Annotated in this window: 14 protein-coding genes; 11 read left to right on the top strand and 3 right to left on the bottom strand. The window is 63.3% G+C overall.

Going from position 1 to position 19,161, the window contains the following annotated elements; genetic code table 11:
* Nucleotides 1-228: 228 nt before the first annotated feature.
* Both O0J73_RS04510 and maiA read left to right on the top strand, forming a co-directional pair.
* On the top strand, nucleotides 229-1,218 hold the full coding sequence (locus tag O0J73_RS04510) for a fumarylacetoacetate hydrolase family protein (RefSeq protein ID WP_308308104.1): 990 nt from the start codon (nucleotides 229-231) through the stop codon (nucleotides 1,216-1,218).
* 14 nt (nucleotides 1,219-1,232) lie between these two features.
* Nucleotides 1,233-1,901 (top strand): maleylacetoacetate isomerase, encoded by a 669-nt coding sequence (gene maiA, locus O0J73_RS04515; protein ID WP_308308105.1) that lies wholly within the window; start codon nucleotides 1,233-1,235, stop codon nucleotides 1,899-1,901.
* 46 nt (nucleotides 1,902-1,947) lie between these two features.
* Here the strand turns inward: maiA and O0J73_RS04520 are convergent, their stop codons facing one another.
* The 3 genes from O0J73_RS04520 to O0J73_RS04530 all read right to left on the bottom strand — a co-directional run bounded on the left by O0J73_RS04520 (nucleotide 1,948) and on the right by O0J73_RS04530 (nucleotide 5,924).
* Nucleotides 1,948-3,408 carry a UdgX family uracil-DNA binding protein gene (locus O0J73_RS04520; protein ID WP_308308106.1) on the bottom strand — a complete coding sequence of 487 codons (1,461 nt, stop codon included), beginning with the start codon at nucleotides 3,406-3,408 and terminating at the stop codon, nucleotides 1,948-1,950.
* Entirely contained in the window at nucleotides 3,389-4,672 is a 1,284-nt protein-coding gene (locus O0J73_RS04525; RefSeq protein ID WP_308308107.1) for a putative DNA modification/repair radical SAM protein, read from the bottom strand. The genes O0J73_RS04520 and O0J73_RS04525 overlap by 20 nt, the downstream gene beginning before the upstream one ends.
* A gap of 124 nt (nucleotides 4,673-4,796) precedes the next feature.
* Nucleotides 4,797-5,924, bottom strand: coding sequence for a PilT/PilU family type 4a pilus ATPase (locus O0J73_RS04530; RefSeq protein WP_004154068.1), 1,128 nt, complete (start codon nucleotides 5,922-5,924; stop codon nucleotides 4,797-4,799).
* A 121-nt stretch (nucleotides 5,925-6,045) separates the two neighbouring features.
* Here O0J73_RS04530 and O0J73_RS04535 point away from each other — a divergent pair, with 121 nt between their 5' ends.
* From O0J73_RS04535 to O0J73_RS04575, 9 genes are all read left to right on the top strand, one after another.
* Nucleotides 6,046-6,411, top strand: coding sequence for a DUF4398 domain-containing protein (locus tag O0J73_RS04535; RefSeq protein WP_005415160.1), 366 nt, complete (start codon nucleotides 6,046-6,048; stop codon nucleotides 6,409-6,411).
* The gene (locus O0J73_RS04540) at nucleotides 6,408-7,292 is read left to right on the top strand and encodes an OmpA family protein (protein ID WP_133933728.1); all 885 of its coding nucleotides are present in this window, start codon (nucleotides 6,408-6,410) and stop codon (nucleotides 7,290-7,292) included. Before O0J73_RS04535 ends, O0J73_RS04540 begins: the two co-directional genes overlap by 4 nt.
* A gap of 323 nt (nucleotides 7,293-7,615) precedes the next feature.
* Entirely contained in the window at nucleotides 7,616-7,852 is a 237-nt protein-coding gene (locus O0J73_RS04545; protein ID WP_004154075.1) for a YdcH family protein, read from the top strand.
* Nucleotides 7,853-8,153: 301 nt separating this feature from the next.
* Nucleotides 8,154-9,524: a pyridoxal-phosphate dependent enzyme gene (locus tag O0J73_RS04550; RefSeq protein WP_004154078.1), complete on the top strand. Its 1,371-nt coding sequence runs from the start codon at nucleotides 8,154-8,156 to the stop codon at nucleotides 9,522-9,524.
* A 133-nt stretch (nucleotides 9,525-9,657) separates the two neighbouring features.
* Nucleotides 9,658-10,839, top strand: a complete 1,182-nt coding sequence (locus tag O0J73_RS04555) for a cystathionine gamma-synthase (RefSeq protein ID WP_308308108.1) — start codon at nucleotides 9,658-9,660, stop codon at nucleotides 10,837-10,839.
* A gap of 116 nt (nucleotides 10,840-10,955) precedes the next feature.
* Nucleotides 10,956-11,780, top strand: a complete 825-nt coding sequence (locus tag O0J73_RS04560; protein WP_004154081.1) for an ABC transporter permease — start codon at nucleotides 10,956-10,958, stop codon at nucleotides 11,778-11,780.
* A complete protein-coding gene (locus tag O0J73_RS04565) occupies nucleotides 11,770-13,203 on the top strand; it encodes an ABC transporter ATP-binding protein (protein WP_004154082.1) in 1,434 nt (477 codons plus the stop codon). Before O0J73_RS04560 ends, O0J73_RS04565 begins: the two co-directional genes overlap by 11 nt.
* Nucleotides 13,197-15,461 (top strand): class I SAM-dependent methyltransferase, encoded by a 2,265-nt coding sequence (locus O0J73_RS04570; RefSeq protein WP_197563774.1) that lies wholly within the window; start codon nucleotides 13,197-13,199, stop codon nucleotides 15,459-15,461. The genes O0J73_RS04565 and O0J73_RS04570 overlap by 7 nt, the downstream gene beginning before the upstream one ends.
* A gap of 121 nt (nucleotides 15,462-15,582) precedes the next feature.
* Nucleotides 15,583-19,149: a glycosyltransferase gene (locus tag O0J73_RS04575; RefSeq protein ID WP_308308109.1), complete on the top strand. Its 3,567-nt coding sequence runs from the start codon at nucleotides 15,583-15,585 to the stop codon at nucleotides 19,147-19,149.
* The last annotated feature ends 12 nt before the right edge of the window (nucleotides 19,150-19,161 follow it).

The following is a 19,161-nucleotide window of genomic DNA, read 5'->3' on the forward strand; positions in this document are numbered from 1 at the left end:
GCCCCCATGGACGGGTTTACGGCGTCCCCGCAATCCGACACCGCCCCGCCCAGCCCACAGACAACCCAGAGCCGCTCTGGCATTTGACGTTGCTTCGGCGGGTGCAGGGCGCAGCCCTGCCGAACCCCCTCCTGCGGTAGGGTGGGCCGATGCCGCGCTGCAGCTTGGCGCCGCTGCATATTTGATTACACTTGAAACTTGTTTGCCCACGACTCCGGACACCCACCCATGAAGCTTGGTTCTTTGAAGGAAGGCGGCCGCGACGGCACCCTGATCGTCGTCTCGCGTGACCTGCGCCACGGCGTGCGCGCCACCGGCATTGCCGCCACCCTGCAGCAGGCCCTGGAGGACTGGAGCCGCATCGCGCCGCGCCTGAACGCCCTGTACGAATCGCTCAACGCCGGCGATGCCGACGGTGTGTTCGACCTTGACCCGCAGGCGCTGGCCGCGCCGATGCCGCGCGCCTATGAATTCGTCGACGGCAGCGCCTACCTGCCGCATGTCGAGCGCGTGCGCCGTGCCCGTGGCGCCGAGGTGCCGGAGAGCTTCTACACCGATCCGCTGATGTACCAGGCCACCAGCGCAGGCTTCTACGGCCCGCGTGATGCGGTCAAGGTGGTCAGCGAGGACTACGGCATCGACCTGGAAGCGGAGATCGTGGTCATCACCGACGACGTGCCGATGGCTGCAACGCCGGAACAGGCGGCGGGCCACATCCAGCTGGTCGGACTGGTCAACGACGTCTCGCTGCGCAACCTGATTCCGGGCGAACTGGCCAAGGGCTTCGGCTTCCTGCAATCCAAGCCGCGCTCGGCGCTGTCGCCGGTGTTTGTCACCCCCGACGAGCTGGGCGCTGCCTGGCAGGACAGCAAGGTGCACCTGCCATTGCTGACCCATATCAACGGGACGTGGTTCGGCGCGCCGGAAGCGGGCGTGGACATGCAGTTCAACTTCGCCCAGCTGGTCGCGCATGCGGCCAAGACCCGTCCGCTCGGCGCCGGCACCATCGTCGGCTCCGGCACCATCGCCAACGAGGACACCAGCAAGGGCGCCTCGTGCTTTGCCGAGCAGCGCGTGGTCGAGACCCTGCGCGATGGCAAGCCGAGCACGCCGTTCATGTCCTTCGGTGACGTGGTCCGTATCGAGATGCTCGATGCCGCTGGCAACAGCATCTTCGGTGCGATCGAGCAGCGCATCGAGCCGGCGGCCAAGCCCTGAGCATGGAGGCGGCAATGGAGATCCCGGTCGACGACGGCATCGCGCTGTACACCTACTGGCGATCCAGCGCCGCCTACCGCGTGCGCATCGCGCTCGAGCTGAAGGGCCTGGCCTGGGACGCACGGCCGGTGCACCTGGTGCGCGAGGGCGGCGAGCAGCACCTCGACGCCTATCGCGCGCTGAATCCGCAGCAGCTGGTGCCCACCCTGCTGCATGACGGGCACACGCTGACCCAGTCGTTGGCGATCGTCGAGTATCTGGACGAGCGCTTCCCGCAGGTGCCGCTGCTGCCGGCCGACGCCGCCGGCCGCGCGCGGGTGCGTGCGCTGGCCCAGCTGGTGGCCTGCGATATCCATCCGATCAACAACCTGCGGGTGATGCAGTACCTGGAGCGCAGCCTGCAGCTGCCAGCCGATGCCCGCACGCAGTGGACCCTGCACTGGATCGCCGAAGGCTTCGATGCCATGGAAGCGATGCTGGCCAGCAGTCGCGACACCGGCACCTTCTGCCACGGCGACCGCCCCGGCCTGGCCGACCTCTGCCTGCTGCCGCAGCTGTACAACGCCCACCGCTTCGGCCTGGACCTGACGCCGTACCCGACCCTGCGCCGCATCGAAGCCGCCTGCCAGGCGCTGGACGCCTTCGACCGCGCCCGCCCGGAAAACCAGCCCGACGCCGCCTGAAAGTAGAGGGGACCGGGGCGACTAAGTCGTCTGTGGCACAAACGACTTAATCCCCTCCGTCCCCTTTCTGCAGCAGCCGGGCCAGGTCATCGCGGAACAGGCGATAGGCCTTCTCGCGGCGTACGTCATCGCCTTGCCGCAGCACCCACGCCGGGTGCACGGTGGCGTAGCCGCGGGTGCCATCCTCCAGTGTGTGCCAGCGTCCACGGTCGCGCGACAGGTTGAAATCGCGGCCGAACACGGAGGCTGCCGCGGTTGCGCCCAGGCAGACGATGACCCGTGGCCGCACCCGCGCGATCTCGCCCATCAGCCACGGCCGGCAGGCCTGGATGTGGCGGCTTTCCGGACGCTTGTGCAGCCGGATCTTGCCGCGGCGCTCATGGTGGAAGTGCTTCACCGCGTTGGTCAGGTACAGCGTGGCGCGATCGATGCCCAGCTCGGCCAGGGCGCGGTCCAGCAGCTGCCCGGCCGGACCGGCGAACGGCAGGCCACGCAGATCCTCGGTATCACCAGGCTGTTCCCCCACCAGCATCACGCCGGCATCGGCCGGCCCCTGGCCGAACACGGTCTGCGTGGCGTTCTCCCACAGTGGGCATTGGCGGCAGGCGCTGGCCTGTTGCCGCAGATTCTGCAGGCTGCGGGTATCGGTGGCCGATATCGCCGCGTCTTCACGCAGGGGAATCCTGCGCTGCGGAGGCTGCGCGGGGCGATCATGCATTTCCTGCACGCGATCGCCTGCGTCGCGCACCAGGCGCGGCAGCAACTGCGCCTCCGGCAGGTGCCGCCAGTACTTGGCCGGCATCTCCTGCATCATCATCCGCGTATTGAGCCGGGCCGGATTGAAGATGCTGGCGTAGTAGGTCTGCCACAGGGCCTCGCGGGCGTCCTCGGCCGGGGCGTCCTCACGCCGTGCCCCTCGGCCAAAGGCAAGCGCCTGCCCATCCCACGCGACGCTGCGCGAGGGCGTCAGGATGGCCCAGCGCATGCCGGTGAAACGGCGCGCGAAGAACGGTGCCACCCGATCGACAATGTGGTGCTGGGGTTCGAACCACGCGATGAACGCCTCGGGCTGGCCGGGTACCTCGCGGAAACGAACGAACGCCTTCATCTTGTGCGTGTCGCGGCGGACGGCCTGGGCCAGTGCCATCGCACGCAGCACATCGGCATCGGCGGGGTTGGTCAGTACCGCACGTTCGCCATGGGTGATCCGCCACAGCAGCCGATACAGCAGTGACAGGCGCTGCGGCTCGCTATGGCACAGGCAGGTTGCGGCCAGGTCGAGGAATTCGCGCGGGACGTTGGGAGCGGTTGCACCTGCCGGCACCACTGCCTGCTGCACCGGCGGCGCATCCAGCAGCGACGCTTCGCTGCCTTCGAGCCAGTCCAGCTGCTCGGGTGGCACGCCGCGCAGCAATGCATCACGCGCGCCGTCGCGCCAGGCCTGCAGTGACCAGGCCGGGTCCACCCGCTGCGACCAGCGCTGCGCGTCAGGCTGCCGGCGGTGCATCGAACAGCGATCCCTGGCGCGGAGGCGGGGCCAGCTGCGCGCGCAGCGCGGCCGGGTCATCCAGCGCCTTGCGCGGATGGTGGTCGGCCAGCAGCACGAACGGCAGCAACTTGCTCATCGGAGCCTTCAGGCGGGCGATGTCGGCTACGCGCAGGCGCCCATGACGGCGCGCCATCAGCACGCGCTTTGCATTGCGCACGCCCAGGCCGGGCACCCGCAGCAGCATTTCCTTCGGCGCACGGTTCAGATCGACCGGAAAGCGTTCGGGATGGCGGATCGCCCAGGCCATCTTCGGATCGATATCCAGATCGAGCATTCCGCCCTGCGTGGTGTCGGTGATCTCGTCCACACCGTAGCCATAGAAGCGCAACAGCCAGTCGGCCTGGTACAGCCGGTGCTCGCGCTGCAGCGGCGGAGGCTGCAATGGCAGCTGGCGGCTGGCATCGGGAATCGGGCTGAACGCGGAGTAGTAGACCCGGCGCATGCGGTAGTTGCCGTACAGGCTGTCGGCGCTGGTCAGGATCTGCTGGTCACTGGCGCCATCGGCACCCACGATCATCTGTGTGCTCTGGCCTGCCGGCGCGAAACGGGGCGGCTTCGGCCGCGTGCTGCGGGTGACTGCCGGTGCCAGCCCGGCCGGTGCCTTGCGTGCCTCCTGCGCTTCCTCGATGCGCCAGCGCAGTTCGCCCATCGCGCCGCGGATCGAATGAACGGTCTTTTCCGGCGCCAGTGTGGTCAGGCCGGCCTCGGTAGGCAGCTCCACGTTGATGGACAGGCGATCGGCGTGGCGCCCGGCACTGGCCAGCAGCTCGGGCGAGGCTTCGGGAATCGTCTTGAGGTGGATGTAGCCAGCAAAGCGGTGCTCCTCGCGCAGCCGCCGGGCGACCTCCACCATCTGCTCCATCGTGTAGTCCGCATTGCGGATGATGCCGCTGGAGAGGAACAGCCCTTCGATGTAGTTGCGCTTGTAGAAATCCAGGGTGAGCGTGACCACCTCGTCCACGCTGAAACGCGCGCGGGCCACGTTGCTGGAAACGCGGTTCACGCAATAGGCGCAGTCGTAGACGCAGAAGTTGGTCAGCAGGATCTTCAGCAGCGATACGCAGCGGCCATCAGGTGTATAGCTGTGGCAGATGCCCATGCCTTCGGTGCTGCCGATGCCGCCGCTGGCACGCGAGTCGCGCTTCCCCGAGCCGCTGGAGGCGCAGGACGCATCGTATTTGGCGGCATCGGCCAGGATGGCCAGCTTGCGGATGGTTTCCATTGAGGAAACCTACGGACAGGGGGTCTCATCGGATGAGACACCTCCTGAACTCTTCAGAAAAAGGGGACGGAGGGAATCAAGTCGTAAGTGCATTTGCGACTTGATTCCCTCCGTCCCCTTTTTTCTAGAAGCCGTGGGTGATGCTGGGTGCGCCGGCCGAGAAATCCGCGTACGGGTCGTGCTCGCCGCTGCTGCCCTCGGACAGGCGGAACTTCAGGGCAAGGCCATCGCGCGAGTCGGCCGCGCGCAGCGCTTCCTCCTGATCGATGACCCCCGCCTTGGCCAGCCGGAACAGGCACTGGTCGAAGCTCTCCATGCCTTCTTCCAGCGAGCCTTCCATCGCCGCCTTGATCTCGTGCACCTGGCCGCGACGCAGCAGGTCGCGGATCATCGGCGTGTTGATCAGCACCTCGGTGGCCGGCAGGCGACGGCCCTCCTTGTTCTTCACCAGGCGCTGGCTGATCACCGCACGCAGGTTCAGCGCCAGGTTCATCAGCACGTTCTTGTGCGCGCTTTCCGGGAAGAAGTTGAGGATGCGCTCGATGGTCTGGTCGGCGTTGTTGGAGTGCAGGGTGGCCAGGCACAGGTGGCCGGTCTCGGCGAAGGCGATCGCCGCCTCCATGGTTTCCGCGTCCAGGATCTCGCCGATCAGGATCACGTCCGGCGCTTCACGCATGGCGTTCTTCAACGCGTTGTGGAAGGCATGGGTGTCCAGCCCGACCTCGCGCTGGTTGACGATCGACATCTTGTGCTTGTGCAGGTACTCGATCGGGTCCTCGATGGTGAGGATATGCCCGGTGGTGGTGCTGTTGCGGTGGTCGATCATCGATGCCAGCGAGGTGGACTTGCCCGAGCCGGTGGACCCCACCACCAGCACCAGCCCGCGCGGGGTCATGATGACGTCCTTCAGCACCTGAGGCAGGTTCAGCTCCTCGATGCTCGGGATGCGGCTGCGGATGGCGCGGATGACCATGCCGACCTCGCCCCGCTGCTTGAACACGTTGACGCGGAAGCGCCCGGCATCGGGCAGGGCGATGGCCATGTTGAGCTCCAGCTCGCGCTCGAACTGCGGCACCTGGCCTTCGTCCATCAGCGAGTAGGCGATCTTCTTGACCATGCCCGGCGGCAGGCCGGTATTGCCCAGCGGATAGAGCTTCCCCTCGATCTTGATGTAGACCGGTGCCCCGGTGGTCAGGAACATGTCCGAAGCGTTCTTTTCGGTCATCAGCTTCAGGAAGTAGCCGATATCCATTGCGAATTTTCCCCAACGAAACGGCCGACGCCCGTTGCCAGCACGGTGTCGGCTTGACGACAATGGCCGTGAACCGACAACCGGTACGGCCTCCCCAATGAAACGACTTAGCTTCGCACGAATGCGCCATGGCCTGTATGTGATGGCGTTTGCATTCGCACTGTCTGCCCCCGCCTGGGCGCAGGACGCCGCGCTGGAACTGGCGCAGGCCCGGCAGGCGGTGGACAAGGCCACCCAGGCCGATGCGGACCAATACGCCCCGGACCTGATCGGGCTGGCCCGCCAGGGACTGGAGCAGGCCCAGCGTGCCGCCGGCGACCGCCGCGAACGCAAGAACGCCCCGGCGATGGCCCTGCGTGCCGCCGCCGACGCCGACCTGGCGCGCGTCCGCAGCGAGGAAGCTACCGTCACCGCGCAGCTGCAGCTGCGCCGCAACGAGGTCAACCAGCTGCAACGCCAGCTGTCGACCGGGGAGGACCGCCGGTGAAGCCGATGACCGCCGCAACCCTGGCCGCGCTGCTGGCGCTGCCGACCCTGGCCGTGGCCGCCGACAACCCGATGGTGGCGCAGCTGAGCCAGCGCCTGATGGCCATCCAGGCCAATCCCGACACCGCTGAGCTGGGCGCCTTCGAGCGCATGCAGGCCCAGCAGGCGATCGCCACCCTGGACAAGGCCAAGCGCCGCGACCAGGAACTGGCCACCTATCTGGCCGAGCGCCGGGTGGAGATCGCCGAGACCGCCGTGCGTACTGCGATGGCCGCGCGTGAGGTCGACCGCCTGGAACGTACCCGCAGCGATCTGCTGATCGAGGCCAGCCGCCGCGATGCGGCCCGCGCCCGCCAGGAAGCGGAGCAGCTGCGCATGCAGGCGCAGATGCAGGCCGAGGAGGCCGAGCGCCTGCGCCAGGCGGCCGAGGCCGAGACCCTGGCCCGTCAGGACGCCGAGAACGCTCTGACCAGCGTGGCCGGCAAGCAGCAGCAGCGCCTCAGCGCCGCCCAGCAGAACGCCGCCAAGCTGGCCCGCGAGGAAGCCGAGCTGGTGTCCGGACAGAAACTGCCGGGCTCGAAGTTCGATGGCCGCGGCGAGGTCTTCACCTTCAATGGTGATGCGTTCGCGGCAGGTGCCTCCAGCCTGTCCGGCGGCGCCCGCAACCAGGCCAAGGCACTGGCCGAGTACCTGAACATCGGCAAGAAGGGCCGCCTGCGCATCGAGGCCTACGACAGCGCCAATGGCGTGGGCCAGAAGCGGGCCGAAGCACTGCGTGATGCCCTGGTCGCGGCCGGTGTTGCCAGCAACCGGATCCAGGTCAGCGGCAAGAAGGCGGCCTCCACCCGGGCGCGCTCGGCCGAGGTCATCATCGCCCCGTAATTGATTGATATTGTTTGTTTTTCGTTGCGATGAGCATTCAGCCTGAACCCCGCCCCGGCGGGGTTCGGTCTTTTTGACGCAGGGGCTTGAACCCCGCCCGGAGCAGGCGTAGGGTCAATCGTCCGGGACGCAATGCCGCGGACCGGACGATGGGAGGGCCGGGCCGATGCAAGCAGGGCGCGAACCGCAGCAGATCGACGTGCGCAGGCCAGTGCCGCAGGTCGTTGCAGGCGTCCAGGTGGCCATCGACCGGCACTCCTCCATGAACAACGCCCCGTGCCTTGCGGCCGGGGCGTTCGTGTATCTGTCGAAGGAGGTCCATCATGTTTGAAGATCAGCCCCAGAGCGAGATCGACGCACGTCGCGCGCGTGATCCGGAGTTCAGGGCACTCCATGACCAGCACCGCAAGTTGAACAAGAAGTGCATGGACGCGGAGTTGGGCGTACTCCCGATCGATGATGTCACCCTGGGTCGCATGAAGCGCGAGAAGCTGCTGGCCAAGCAACGACTTCTGCGAATGTACGAAACACCGCTCCCGATGACGTCCCCCACGCTTTGACGCACTCCGTCGCGCCTGGAACGGCGTGACCCGGCCAGTGATGGCCCCGCCGGGCGCTCCTGCCCCGGCATCGCGGCACCGCCGATGAGGCGGCCGCGCCAAGGCACCACAGGCGGTGGTGCCTTGGCCTGCAGGCACAACTCACCGATGCGGGCGGTACCGGTCTCCTCGTCGATCCGGGGCCGCCCGCATCTCTTTCGGGGTGGGCGGCCGGGTAGGCCGATTCCGACCTGACATTTCAACGTCATCCAGCGGATAATCATCGGTCCTGCCCCGTGCGGCGCGAACCGACAGCCCCCGAATGCCCATCCATTCTTCCGTCCTCGAACTCATCGGCCAGACCCCGATCGTCAAGGCCCAGCGCCTGGACACCGGCGTCTGCGAGCTCTATCTGAAGCTCGAGAGCGCCAACCCGGGCGGATCGATCAAGGATCGCATCGGCCTGTCGATGATCGAGGCAGCGGAACAGCGGGGAGATCTGAAGCCGGGCGCGACCCTGGTCGAGGGCACCGCCGGCAACACTGGCCTGGGCCTGGCGCTGGTCGCCCAGCAGAAGGGCTACAAGCTGATCCTGGTCGTTCCCGACAAGATGAGCCGCGAGAAGATCTTCAACCTGAAGGCGATGGGCGCCGAAGTGCGCCTGACCCGCTCGGACGTGGCCAAGGGCCACCCCGAGTACTACCAGGACCTGGCCAAGACCATCGCCGAGCAGACCCCAGGCGCCTACTTCATCAACCAGTTCGGCAACCCGGACAACCCGGCCGCGCACGAGTTCGGCACCGGCCCGGAGATCCTCGAGCAGATGGGCGGCGATCTGGACGCCATCGTGTTCGGCTGCGGCAGCTCCGGCACCATGACCGGCCTGTCGCGCGCGTTCGCCAAGCTGTCGCCGAAGACCGAACTGGTGCTGGCCGATCCGGTCGGCTCGATCCTGGCCGAGTACATCAATGAGGGCAACCTCAACGACAAGTCGGGCAGCTGGCTGGTCGAAGGCATCGGCGAGGACTTCCTGCCGTCGATCTCCGATTTCAGCCGTGTCACCAAGGCCTATGCCATCAGCGACGCCGAGAGCTTCCACACCGCGCGCGAGCTGCTGGGCAAGGAAGGCATCCTGGGTGGCTCGTCCACCGGCACCCTGCTGGCCGCCGGCCTGAAGTACTGCCGCGAGCAGACCACGCCGAAGAAGGTGCTGGTGCTGGTGCCGGACACCGGCAACAAGTACCTGTCGAAGATGTACAACGACTACTGGATGCTGGACAACGGCTTCCTGCAGCGCCCGCAGCACGGCGACCTGCGTGACCTGATCCTGCGCCCCTACGGCCAGCGCGACACCGTGGTGATCGGCCCGAACGACCTGCTGACCACCGCCTACCAGCGCATGAAGCTGTACGACGTCTCCCAGCTGCCGGTGATGGACGGCGATCAGCTGGTCGGCATCGTCGACGAAAGCGACGTGCTGCTGCACGTCTATGGCGATGAAGCGCGCTTCCGCGACACCGTCGCCACCGCGATGGTCAGCAAGCTGGACCGGTTGGACGTGAAGTCGCCGATCGAGGCCCTGCTGCCGGTGTTCGACCGTGGCCAGGTGGCGATCGTGATGGACGGAAACAGCTTCCTGGGCCTGATCACCCGCATCGACCTGCTGAACTATCTGCGCCGTCGCGTGCAGTAAGCCGAAGATCCCTGTAGATCGTCACAGATCGCCACTGAATTCCGGTTTATCTGCGTCAAAGGTCGTTAAGGCCTCGCTGGTAGACTCCCGATCCTTTGACGGCGCCGCAGGTCGGCGCCATTCAGGAAACGACATGTCCCACCCTTCTTCGCCCGACCGGGCACTGGCCTTGGCCACCCTGGCCATCCACGGCGGCCAGTCGCCGGACCCGAGCACCGGCGCGGTAATGCCGCCGATCTACGCCACCTCGACCTATGCCCAGTCCAGCCCGGGCGAGCACCAGGGCTTCGAGTACTCGCGTACCCACAACCCGACCCGATTCGCCTACGAGCGTTGCGTGGCGTCGCTGGAAGGCGGCACCCGCGGCTTCGCCTTCGCCTCGGGCATGGCGGCCAGCTCCACCGTGATCGAGCTGCTGGATGCCGGCAGCCACGTGGTGGCGATGGATGACATCTACGGGGGCAGCTTCCGCCTGTTCGAGCGCGTGCGTCGGCGCACCGCCGGGCTGGATTTCAGCTTTGTCGACCTGACCGATCTGGCTGCGTTCGAGGCATCGATCACGTCGAAGACGAAGATGGTCTGGATCGAGACCCCGACCAACCCGATGCTGAAGATCGTCGACATCGCCGCGGTCGCCGCCATCGCCAAGCGCCATGGCCTGATCGTGGTGGTGGACAATACCTTTGCTTCGCCGATGCTGCAGCGTCCGCTGGAACTGGGTGCCGATCTGGTCCTGCATTCGGCCACCAAGTACCTCAATGGCCATTCGGACATAGTCGGTGGCATGGTCGTGGTGGGCGACAACGCCGAACTGGCCGAGCAGATGGCCTTCCTGCAGAACTCGGTGGGGGGCGTGCAGGGTCCGTTCGACAGCTTCCTGGCCCTGCGTGGCCTGAAAACCCTGCCGCTGCGCATGAAGGCGCACTGTGCCAACGCGCTGGCGCTGGCGCAGTGGCTGGAGAAGCACCCGGCGGTGGAGAAGGTGATCTACCCGGGCCTGCCGTCGCATCCGCAGCACGGACTCGCCGGCAAGCAGATGGCCGGCTACGGCGGTATCGTCTCGATCGTGCTCAAGGGCGGTTTCGAGGCGGCCAAGCGTTTCTGCGAGAAGACCGAGCTGTTCACCCTGGCCGAGTCGCTGGGCGGCGTGGAGAGCCTGGTCAACCACCCGGCGGTGATGACGCATGCCTCGATCCCGGTGGCGCGCCGCGAACAGCTGGGCATCAGTGATGCGCTGGTGCGGTTGAGCGTGGGTGTTGAAGAGCTGGGGGATCTGCAGCTGGATCTGGAAAGGGCACTGGTTGCAGCGCACTAGTACTGCCGGCGCAGAGAGGGCGCATGCGCTTTGCTTCATGCGCCCCGCCTGGACAGGGCGCTGCATCCAGGCACCGATGCCTGTCTGCAATTGATTGGAACTTTGGAGTTGGCTTGATGGCACAACAATTTAGTGGGTCTCTGCTGAAGCTCGGCCGGACCCTGGTTGACAATCGCGATCTGATTGTCGGCCTGTCACGGCGCGAGATCGAAATCCGCTATAGAGGCGCGACCATGGGCGTCCTTTGGGCGCTGTTCAATCCCATGATCATGCTGGGCGTGTACACCTTCTTCTTCACTGAAGTACTTCGTTCGAAGTGGCAGGGTATCGCGCAGCAGTCGAGCATCGATTTCTCCCTGGTGCTGTTCCCGGGCCTGCTGGTGTTCACGTTCTTTTCCGAATGCGTGGCCAAGGCGCCAACGCTGATCCTCACCAATCAGAGCTACGTCAAGAAGATCGTGTTCCCTCTGGAGCTGCTGCCGATCATCAATCTGATCAGTGCCCTGTTCCATGCATTGATCGGATTTGTGATCTGGGTTGTGTTCTATCTCGTCATCAAGGGCGGATTGCACGCGACTGTACCTCTGGTGGTTCTGCCGCTGATTCCGCTTGGCATTCTCACCCTCGGGATCTGCTGGAGCCTTGCAGCCCTCGGCACCTACGTTCGCGATATCACCCACATCGTAACGGGGCTTCTGGCTGCATTGATGTTCCTTGCCCCCATTTTCTATCCCATCACCGCCCTGCCCGAAAAGTACCGCGGGGCCATCATGCTCAACCCCATCAGTGTTGCCGTTGAGCAGGTGCGTGCACTGCTTTACCACGGCGTGATGATCGACTGGAAACAGTGGTTCATCTACCTGGGTGTGTCCGTTGTGGTGGCATCTTTCGGACTTTGGGTCTTCCAGCGTTCACGAGCCGGGTTTGCCGATGTCCTCTGATACCAATATTTCCATTCGAGTCGAGGATCTGGGCAAGTGCTACCAGATCTATCCCAATCCCGCCACGCGAATGAAGCAGGCGCTCGCCAACCGCGTCCATGGCGCACTGGGAAGGACGCCGCCCAAGTATTTCTCCGAGTTCTGGGCTCTCAGGGACATCGGTTTTGAAGTGCCCCGCGGTGAGGCCTTTGGCGTCATTGGCCGTAACGGTAGCGGCAAGAGCACACTTCTGCAGCTGATCACCGGCGTTCTGACGCCTACGCAGGGCTCGGTGCAGACGCGTGGACGCATTGCGGCGCTGCTCGAGCTGGGGTCGGGGTTCAATCCCGAATTCTCCGGTCGCGAGAATGTCTATCTCAACGGCATGCTGTTGGGTCTGTCGCGCGCGGAGATCGATGCGCGCTTCGACGGAATTGCTGCTTTCGCCGATATCGGTGAGCATCTCGAGCGGCCGATCAAAACCTACTCCAGTGGCATGCTGGTACGCCTGGCCTTCGCAGTGCAGGTGCAGATCGATCCGGATATTCTCATCATCGATGAGGCTCTGGCGGTAGGTGATGCGCTGTTCCAGAAGCGCTGCTTTGCCCGTATCAACCGGCTGGCCGATGATGGGGTGACCATCCTGTTCGTGTCCCATGATCAGGAAACAGTGCGGACGGTTACCCGGCGCTCGCTGCTTCTGCACCAGGGGCGCGCCATTGCGATGGGCACGTCTTCGGAGACGCTGCGTGCGTACCGGCGCCTGATCAACAACGAAGAGTCCAAGTACTTCGCCTCGTTGGCGGAGCGGCATATCGTGGTTGAAGGTATCGACCCCTCGGCTGACGGCAACGAGGTGGCGCTGCCGGCAAGCGTCATGCCGTCCGAGGATGTGCCCGTGGCACCTGACTCGGTGACCGAAGATGTCACCGCATTGGAGGTTCCGGAGATCGATGAAACGTCGACCGGAACCGGGCACGCACTGGTGCAGCGGGTGGTCACCCTTGATGAAACGGGTGAGCCGTGTGCCGTGTTCTATCCGGGCGAGAAGGTCAGGATCCAGATTCAGTTCAAGGCGCAGGTCGATCTCAAGAACCTGAACGTATCGCTACGGATCCGCAATCGCGAAGGCCTGAAGATCTACTCGTGGGGAACACTCAACCAGGACATGCAGGTCGCGGCCGGGGTGAGTCAGGCGCCTGTGTTCTGGGAGCGGAAATTCGACAAGGGTGAAGAAGCCTCGGCCTTGTTCGACTTCGTGTGCCCGCTGGGTCCAGGGTTCTATGAGATCCAGGCCATCATTTCGCATGAAGGACAGCCGGATTACTCTGATCAGACCATCCTTCACTGGAAGGATGAAGCGGCATTTTTCCAGGTGTTCCTGGACCAGAAGGCCTACCATTTTGGCGGAAGTTTCGACCTGAGGATGAGTGCTACATGGTGACCGAGCGTACCTTTGACATCGGCAGGTTCTCCAATGACGTGCGCGATGCGTTTGGATTTGGCTATTACCTCTGCATCGGTAGGGATGCAAAGGAAATCGCCGCAGCCCTGCGCGGGAACCTGCTGGATGCGATCGATGAGCCTGTCGAAGGGAAGGTGCCACATGCTGTAGTTCTCGATCTTCGGGGGGCAATGGATGAGGTACTTGCGAACCTTCCAGAGCTTTATGCCGATCGCGTCCGCTACATTCTGGTCATCCACGATATCCAGGAGCAGGCTGAGGCCGCACTGAGAGAGCGGGAGGCGCTGGAACGACGGGTGATCACTGTCGGTTACCGTAAAGCGGCGGCCTACTACGATGTCAATCCATATGCATCGCTCAATGTCGCCCAGGGGTGCTTCGTGGCGCCCTTCGAGCGTGTACCCGATGATGCGCTGAAGAGCTTCAATCTCGAGGTTCTGGACGAAGAGCGCCTGCTGCACACCGATATGCTCCGCGAGACGGGCCGGCGCAGTGATGCGCACTGTGTCCGGTATCGATACGCCGCCGAGTACATCCGGCCCGGTGATCGCGTGCTCGACGTCGCCTGTGGCCTGGGTTATGGCTCCCGCATGCTGTTCGAAACCACGCTGGCCGGTTCGGTTCTTGGTGTGGATCTGAGCGATTTCGGTATCGAGTATGCTCGTGCCCATTATGCGCTTCCAGGCAAGGTCCAGTATGCGGTTGGAGATGCGGAATCGCTGACCGGCATCGCTGATGCGAGCATTGATTTCATTGCAGCGTTCGAAACCATCGAACACGTCCCCCATCCTGATCGCTATCTCCGCGAGCTGAAGCGTGTGTTGGCACCCGGCGGCAGGGTCATGCTCTGCGCTCCCAACGATTGGACCGATGAGACGGGGCGTGACCCGAATCCCTTCCATCTGCATGTCTATACCTGGGACAAGCTGAGGGCTGAAGTTTCTTCGACGTTCCTTCTGGAGAAGGCTTTCATCCAGGTAGCTGGCGGTGCGATGAAATGCCATTTCTCGCCCCGGTCGTGGCGCGAGGTGGATGTCAATAAGCCGGAATATGAAGAGGCCGAATGGGTGGTGTTTCTCGGGATGAAGGATCCTACCGAGCCGGGTGGGGCGGTTTTCAAGGAAACCGCATGGGAGATACCGAGTTCGTCGCGCTTCAATGTGTCTGCGTTCGCGCGTGACTATCTCAACCCGTGGCTGGTCAAGGCGATGGTGGCTATTGGCCAGCGTTCGACCAATCCGAACCTGCTTGCCCGTTTCCGTCGCAAGGTGTTCGCCAGCGCTCCGCCCCAGTCCGTTGATTCTGGTGCCGCGCTGTGCGGGTTGGTCTATGAGCAGATTGAAAGTGGCAAGCGTGATGAGCGCGAGGCGCTGAAGCGGGCGGTTGACCGCTATCTTGAAGGCAAGTTGACCAATCCTCACCAGCGTCGCTGGAGAGTATCGATCGCCTATGCATGGGGCTTCTCGGAATTTCTCCAGAGCAATATGGCCGAGGCTGAGCACTATCTCACCGTCTGCTCGGAAATTGACCCCGTTCCCTATAGCCCCATCCTCGGCAACAAAACGCTGGATGCGCTGTTCCTGCGCGCGGTGATCCATGCCGGGCGCAATGAATTCGATCAGGTCCGTGGTCTGCTGTACCGATCCATCAGTCTGGTCCGGCGCCTTTCAACAGGTGGCCCGAAGAACAGTTGGCTGGCTGCATGGCTGAACGTCATAGGTGCCGAGCACGCGCCGCTGCCTTTCGGGCTCGCCGAAATGGCCTTGCTGTTCGACAAGAGTGCGCGTGCCGCCTACATGCTGGCTGTGGTGGGAACGGCTGCCGAACGTCCTGGCGCGTTCGCGCGGGAGTCCCGCGGATTCCTCGAGCGCCAGATTGATCACCTCAAGGCTGAATTGAGAGCGGTCCATTCCGGTAACAGTGCCAAGACGCTCGAGGCCATGGATCTGAACGCGGGCATGCAGAGGCTCCAGGCCCACGCCGATGCCCTCGCTTCGCAGGTGATCGAGCGCAACCAGCGTAATGACGAGCTGGCTGCCGAGATAATGCGCCAGAATGCCCGCGCCGAGGAACTGGCTGGTGAAGTAATCAGGGAGCACAGCCGGGTCGAGGAGCTTGCTGGAAAGATCGTTGAGCTCGATTCGCACTCGCAGAATCTGGCCCGGGAGATGCAGTCGGAAATTGCATCCCGCGACAGGATTATCGCGATGCTTGAGACGCAGTTGCGGAAGCGATGATGCTTCTCTCGGTGGCGGGTAGCCAGTGGGGCGGTATGTGTGATAAAATTCACAGAAATGGATGTGGTGCCGTAATGAGCGCAATGGAATCAGGGGCAGTGAAGTGATAGGGATCGTGATGGTGACGTACAACGCTGCGGACGCTGCGATTGTTACGTTGCGGAGTGTTTCAAGGGCGAAGAATGATGCAACCTACAAGTTGATCATTGTCGACAATGCCTCTTCCGCCGAAGAGCGCCAGAGGATCCAGGCGTACGTCACGTCAGCTCCGGAGTTCGCCAGCGGACAGTGGACCTACATTCAGAACGAGAAGAATCTGGGGTTCAGTGGCGGTAACAACGTCGGGATCAAAGCGCTGCTCGAGGACTCGACGATCAGCCAGATCTGTCTGCTGAACAGCGATGTCATCGTCACCAATGGCTGGATGGACCGCCAGCTGGCGCATGGGTATCCGGTGGTAAGCGCGGTTACCAATCGGGCCGACAGCGAACAATGCGTTCCAGATCTCAATGCGTTGGACCTGCAGCAGGTTGCCGCATCTGCAAAGGCCTTCGACAAGGCGTACCAGCAGGTAGCCGACCAGGCGGAGCAGCGTTACAGGGAGTTCCGTGGTTGCGTACAGGAATGTGACGTCACGTTCTTCTGCGTTTTCATTGAACGTGGAGCGCTTGAGGATGTTGGCCTGCTCGATGAGACATTCTTCCCCGGTGGATTCGAGGACGACGACTACTGCCTGCGCCTGAGCGAGAAGGGCTACGCCATTGCACTTGCCCGCGACGTGTACATCCATCATTTTGGATCTGCATCATTCGGGAAGCTTGACTACAGCTATTTCGCAGGCCGCGCGAAGGAGAATCTGCGTTATCTGGAATCGAAGCATGGGGTTTCATGGCGACGCCGACCTGAGAAGCCGCTGGCCTCTTTCCTGGCGGACTTCAGGCATGTGGTTCGCGAAGCCAATGACGCCAGCGCGGATCAGGTTCATCTGCTGCAGCTGCACCTTGGCACGGTCGATAGGCTGGTTGCCCACCATGCCGTCGAATTCGTCAATCTGAAGGGTGAATTCCTCCATTCCGCCAAGCGTTCCACGCGCGTGCGTACGGCGATTGAACGTGCGGATGCGTTCGCTCCTCTTGCCGTTGAGTGGAATGGCTTCAATGCTGACGTGAAGCAATGGCTGTCGTCACCTGGCCATGCGGCCGTTGACCCCGCCGAACTTGTCACCCGTGGCGAACGTTTGCTGGAACATATCTGGTCTGTGGTGGATGCAAACTTCAGCATCAATGCCTCGCTGCGTGGGGGCGCGGCTGGTGGCGCACAGGCCGCCGCGGCCAGTACCGAATGGGTGAAGCAGGAGTGGGCCCAGCGCTCCGGAGTTGGCAAGCTGCTCTGGGGAGTCAGGAAAGGGCTGCAGACGCTGCTGAACTTCCGGGGCACCGTGTTCTTCGGGGGCTACTTCTATCCCGAGCGGGAGAAGGACGGCTACTTCCAGCGGATTCAGATGGTGGACCGGCTGGTGTCGGACCAGTGGCGCTTGTATGTCGAGACCGCAGACCTGGTGGGCCGTACGTCGGTAATCGATCGTCCGCAACCCAGGGTCATCGTTATTCGTCCGATCGGCAGCCGCCTGAAGAAGGCGGTGCTCTGGGCAACCGTGCTGGCATTCGTGCTCCGCTCCCGCAAGATCTATTTCCATAGCGTGCTGCGGATGAGTGGCCTGGGCGTTTCCAGGCTGCTGCGGCTGCCGTTCGTTAAATCGGTGGTCGATATCCATGGCGTGGTTCCGGAAGAATTCCGGATGCATCACGACTATTTCAATGCGGTCAAGTACGAGCGTCTGGAAGAGTACGCGTTTGCCCACGCGGGTCGGGTGGTGGTCGTTTCCGGTGTGATGCAGAAGTACCTGCAGGGAAAGTACCGGAATCACCCGTCTCCGGAATTCGTGCATTTCCCGATGTTCCCCAGCTTCGTGCCCTTCCTCGGCGAGAAGAACAACGCGAAGCCGATTGCGGTCTATGCCGGCGGTCTGCACAAGTGGCAGCAGCCGGAGAAGACCCTGCGCAGCATGATTGCTGTACAGGAGCACTGCACGAGCTACTTCCTTTCCCCTGATCCGGAAACCGCAAGTGAGATCGCTGCGGATATCGACCCGGACAACAAGGTCGTGTTCGACTCGATGAGTCACGACGCACTGATGCGTTTCTATCGCAAGTGCGACTTTGGCTTCATCCTTCGTGAGGATTCAGTCGTCAACAACGTCGCGTGCCCGACCAAGATTGTTGAATATCTTGCCAACGGCATCGTGCCCATCATCGACTCGGACCAGATCGGTGACTTCTCCGATCTGGGCATGCTCTCGATTCCGGTTGACGAGTTCAACGCCGGCCGCGTTCCCGACCGCGCCAGGATCTCCGAGATGGCTCAGTTCAATTTCGGCGTCTACCAGCGGATCAAGTCGGCGCGGGATCGTGGAGCACTGGCGCTGGCGGATTATCTGCTGGGCGATTCCGGTAGGCCGATCGGCCAGGATGTGCCGGAGCACTCGGAGGTGGACGTGCTGGTGCAGGTGGGCAACTTTGAAGCCGGCGGCCTGGAAAACGTTGTGGTTGAACTCAACGAGTTCCTCCGTGGCTGCGGAATGCGCTTGACCCTGCTGGTGCTGGGAACGCAGGGGCCCGCTGCTGAGCGCGCCCGCCGGCTCGGCCAGCAACTGGTTGCCATTGAGTACTCGGCGTCGGCCTATCGCGAGGTGCTGCAGAGGCTCAAGCCCAAAGTGCTGCTCTCGCACTACTCGATCGAGGGGATCGACGTTTGCCGTGAGCTGGATGTGCCTGTCGTCCAGGTCATCCACAACATCTACATGTGGCTGGCGGGCGAAGAGCTGCGGCGCTTCCAGGATGCGGCTGCGCTCACTACCCGGTTCGTTGCAGTGTCGGAGACGGTCAAGGAATACTCGGTGCGCCGTATTGGTGTCGAGGCAGATCGCTGCAGCGTGATCAACAACGGCATCGATGTTGACCGCTTCACCTCCATCGACCGCATGGCGGTCCGCAACCGGCTGCGTCGCCAGCACAACATCGGAGTCAATGACTTCATCTTCCTTGATATGGCGGCAGTCAATCATCAGAAGAACCACATTGATGTTGTCCGGGCTTTCAGTCACGCCGTGCACGGCTGTGACAATGCGAAGCTGGTTGTAGTGGGCCCGGTCTACGAAAAGGGCCTGCATGCTGAGCTGCAGGCGCTGGTGAAGCAGGCCGGGCTCGGATCAAGGGTGTTGCTCATTGAGCCGACCAGTGCGCCATGGGAGCTGTATGCGATGGCAGATGCATTTGTTGGTGCCAGCTTCTTCGAAGGTGGGCCGTTGACGTTCCTCGAAGCCTTGGCCAGTGATCTGCCTGTGATCTTCCCGAGGGTGGGAGTTGCCGGTGAGTACGACGGCCTGCCCGGTGTGCATCTGGTCGAGCCAGCGGTTGATATCCTGGATTATCAGGGCTCAATAGATGGACTGGTTTCCCGTGCCGGCTTCGTGTCCGATCTGACGGAAAAAATGATCGAGGTATGGTGTAATCCTGTCCGTCCAGGCTTTGATCGCAAGCAGCTTGCATCGCTGCAGAAGGATTCTGCCTACATGAAGTATGCGCGCCTGCTGTCGGCGCTGAAAGAACATCCCGTCGCTCTCCAATAATCCAACGAGTCG

This window comes from Stenotrophomonas sp. Sm6012, assembly GCF_030985895.1.
GTDB classification, from domain to species: domain Bacteria; phylum Pseudomonadota; class Gammaproteobacteria; order Xanthomonadales; family Xanthomonadaceae; genus Stenotrophomonas; species Stenotrophomonas forensis.

Coding starts and splice junctions, on each gene's coding strand:
- O0J73_RS04555 (WP_308308108.1), top strand. CDS start 9,658: ATGTCCCACCCTTCTTCGCCCGACCGGGCACTGGCCTTGGCCACCCTG.
- O0J73_RS04550 (WP_004154078.1), top strand. CDS start 8,154: ATGCCCATCCATTCTTCCGTCCTCGAACTCATCGGCCAGACCCCGATC.
- O0J73_RS04565 (WP_004154082.1), top strand. CDS start 11,770: ATGTCCTCTGATACCAATATTTCCATTCGAGTCGAGGATCTGGGCAAG.
- O0J73_RS04570 (WP_197563774.1), top strand. CDS start 13,197: ATGGTGACCGAGCGTACCTTTGACATCGGCAGGTTCTCCAATGACGTG.
- O0J73_RS04525 (WP_308308107.1), bottom strand. CDS start 4,672: ATGGAAACCATCCGCAAGCTGGCCATCCTGGCCGATGCCGCCAAATAC.
- maiA (WP_308308105.1), top strand. CDS start 1,233: ATGGAGATCCCGGTCGACGACGGCATCGCGCTGTACACCTACTGGCGA.
- O0J73_RS04535 (WP_005415160.1), top strand. CDS start 6,046: ATGCGCCATGGCCTGTATGTGATGGCGTTTGCATTCGCACTGTCTGCC.
- O0J73_RS04530 (WP_004154068.1), bottom strand. CDS start 5,924: ATGGATATCGGCTACTTCCTGAAGCTGATGACCGAAAAGAACGCTTCG.
- O0J73_RS04545 (WP_004154075.1), top strand. CDS start 7,616: ATGTTTGAAGATCAGCCCCAGAGCGAGATCGACGCACGTCGCGCGCGT.
- O0J73_RS04520 (WP_308308106.1), bottom strand. CDS start 3,408: ATGCACCGCCGGCAGCCTGACGCGCAGCGCTGGTCGCAGCGGGTGGAC.
- O0J73_RS04560 (WP_004154081.1), top strand. CDS start 10,956: ATGGCACAACAATTTAGTGGGTCTCTGCTGAAGCTCGGCCGGACCCTG.
- O0J73_RS04510 (WP_308308104.1), top strand. CDS start 229: ATGAAGCTTGGTTCTTTGAAGGAAGGCGGCCGCGACGGCACCCTGATC.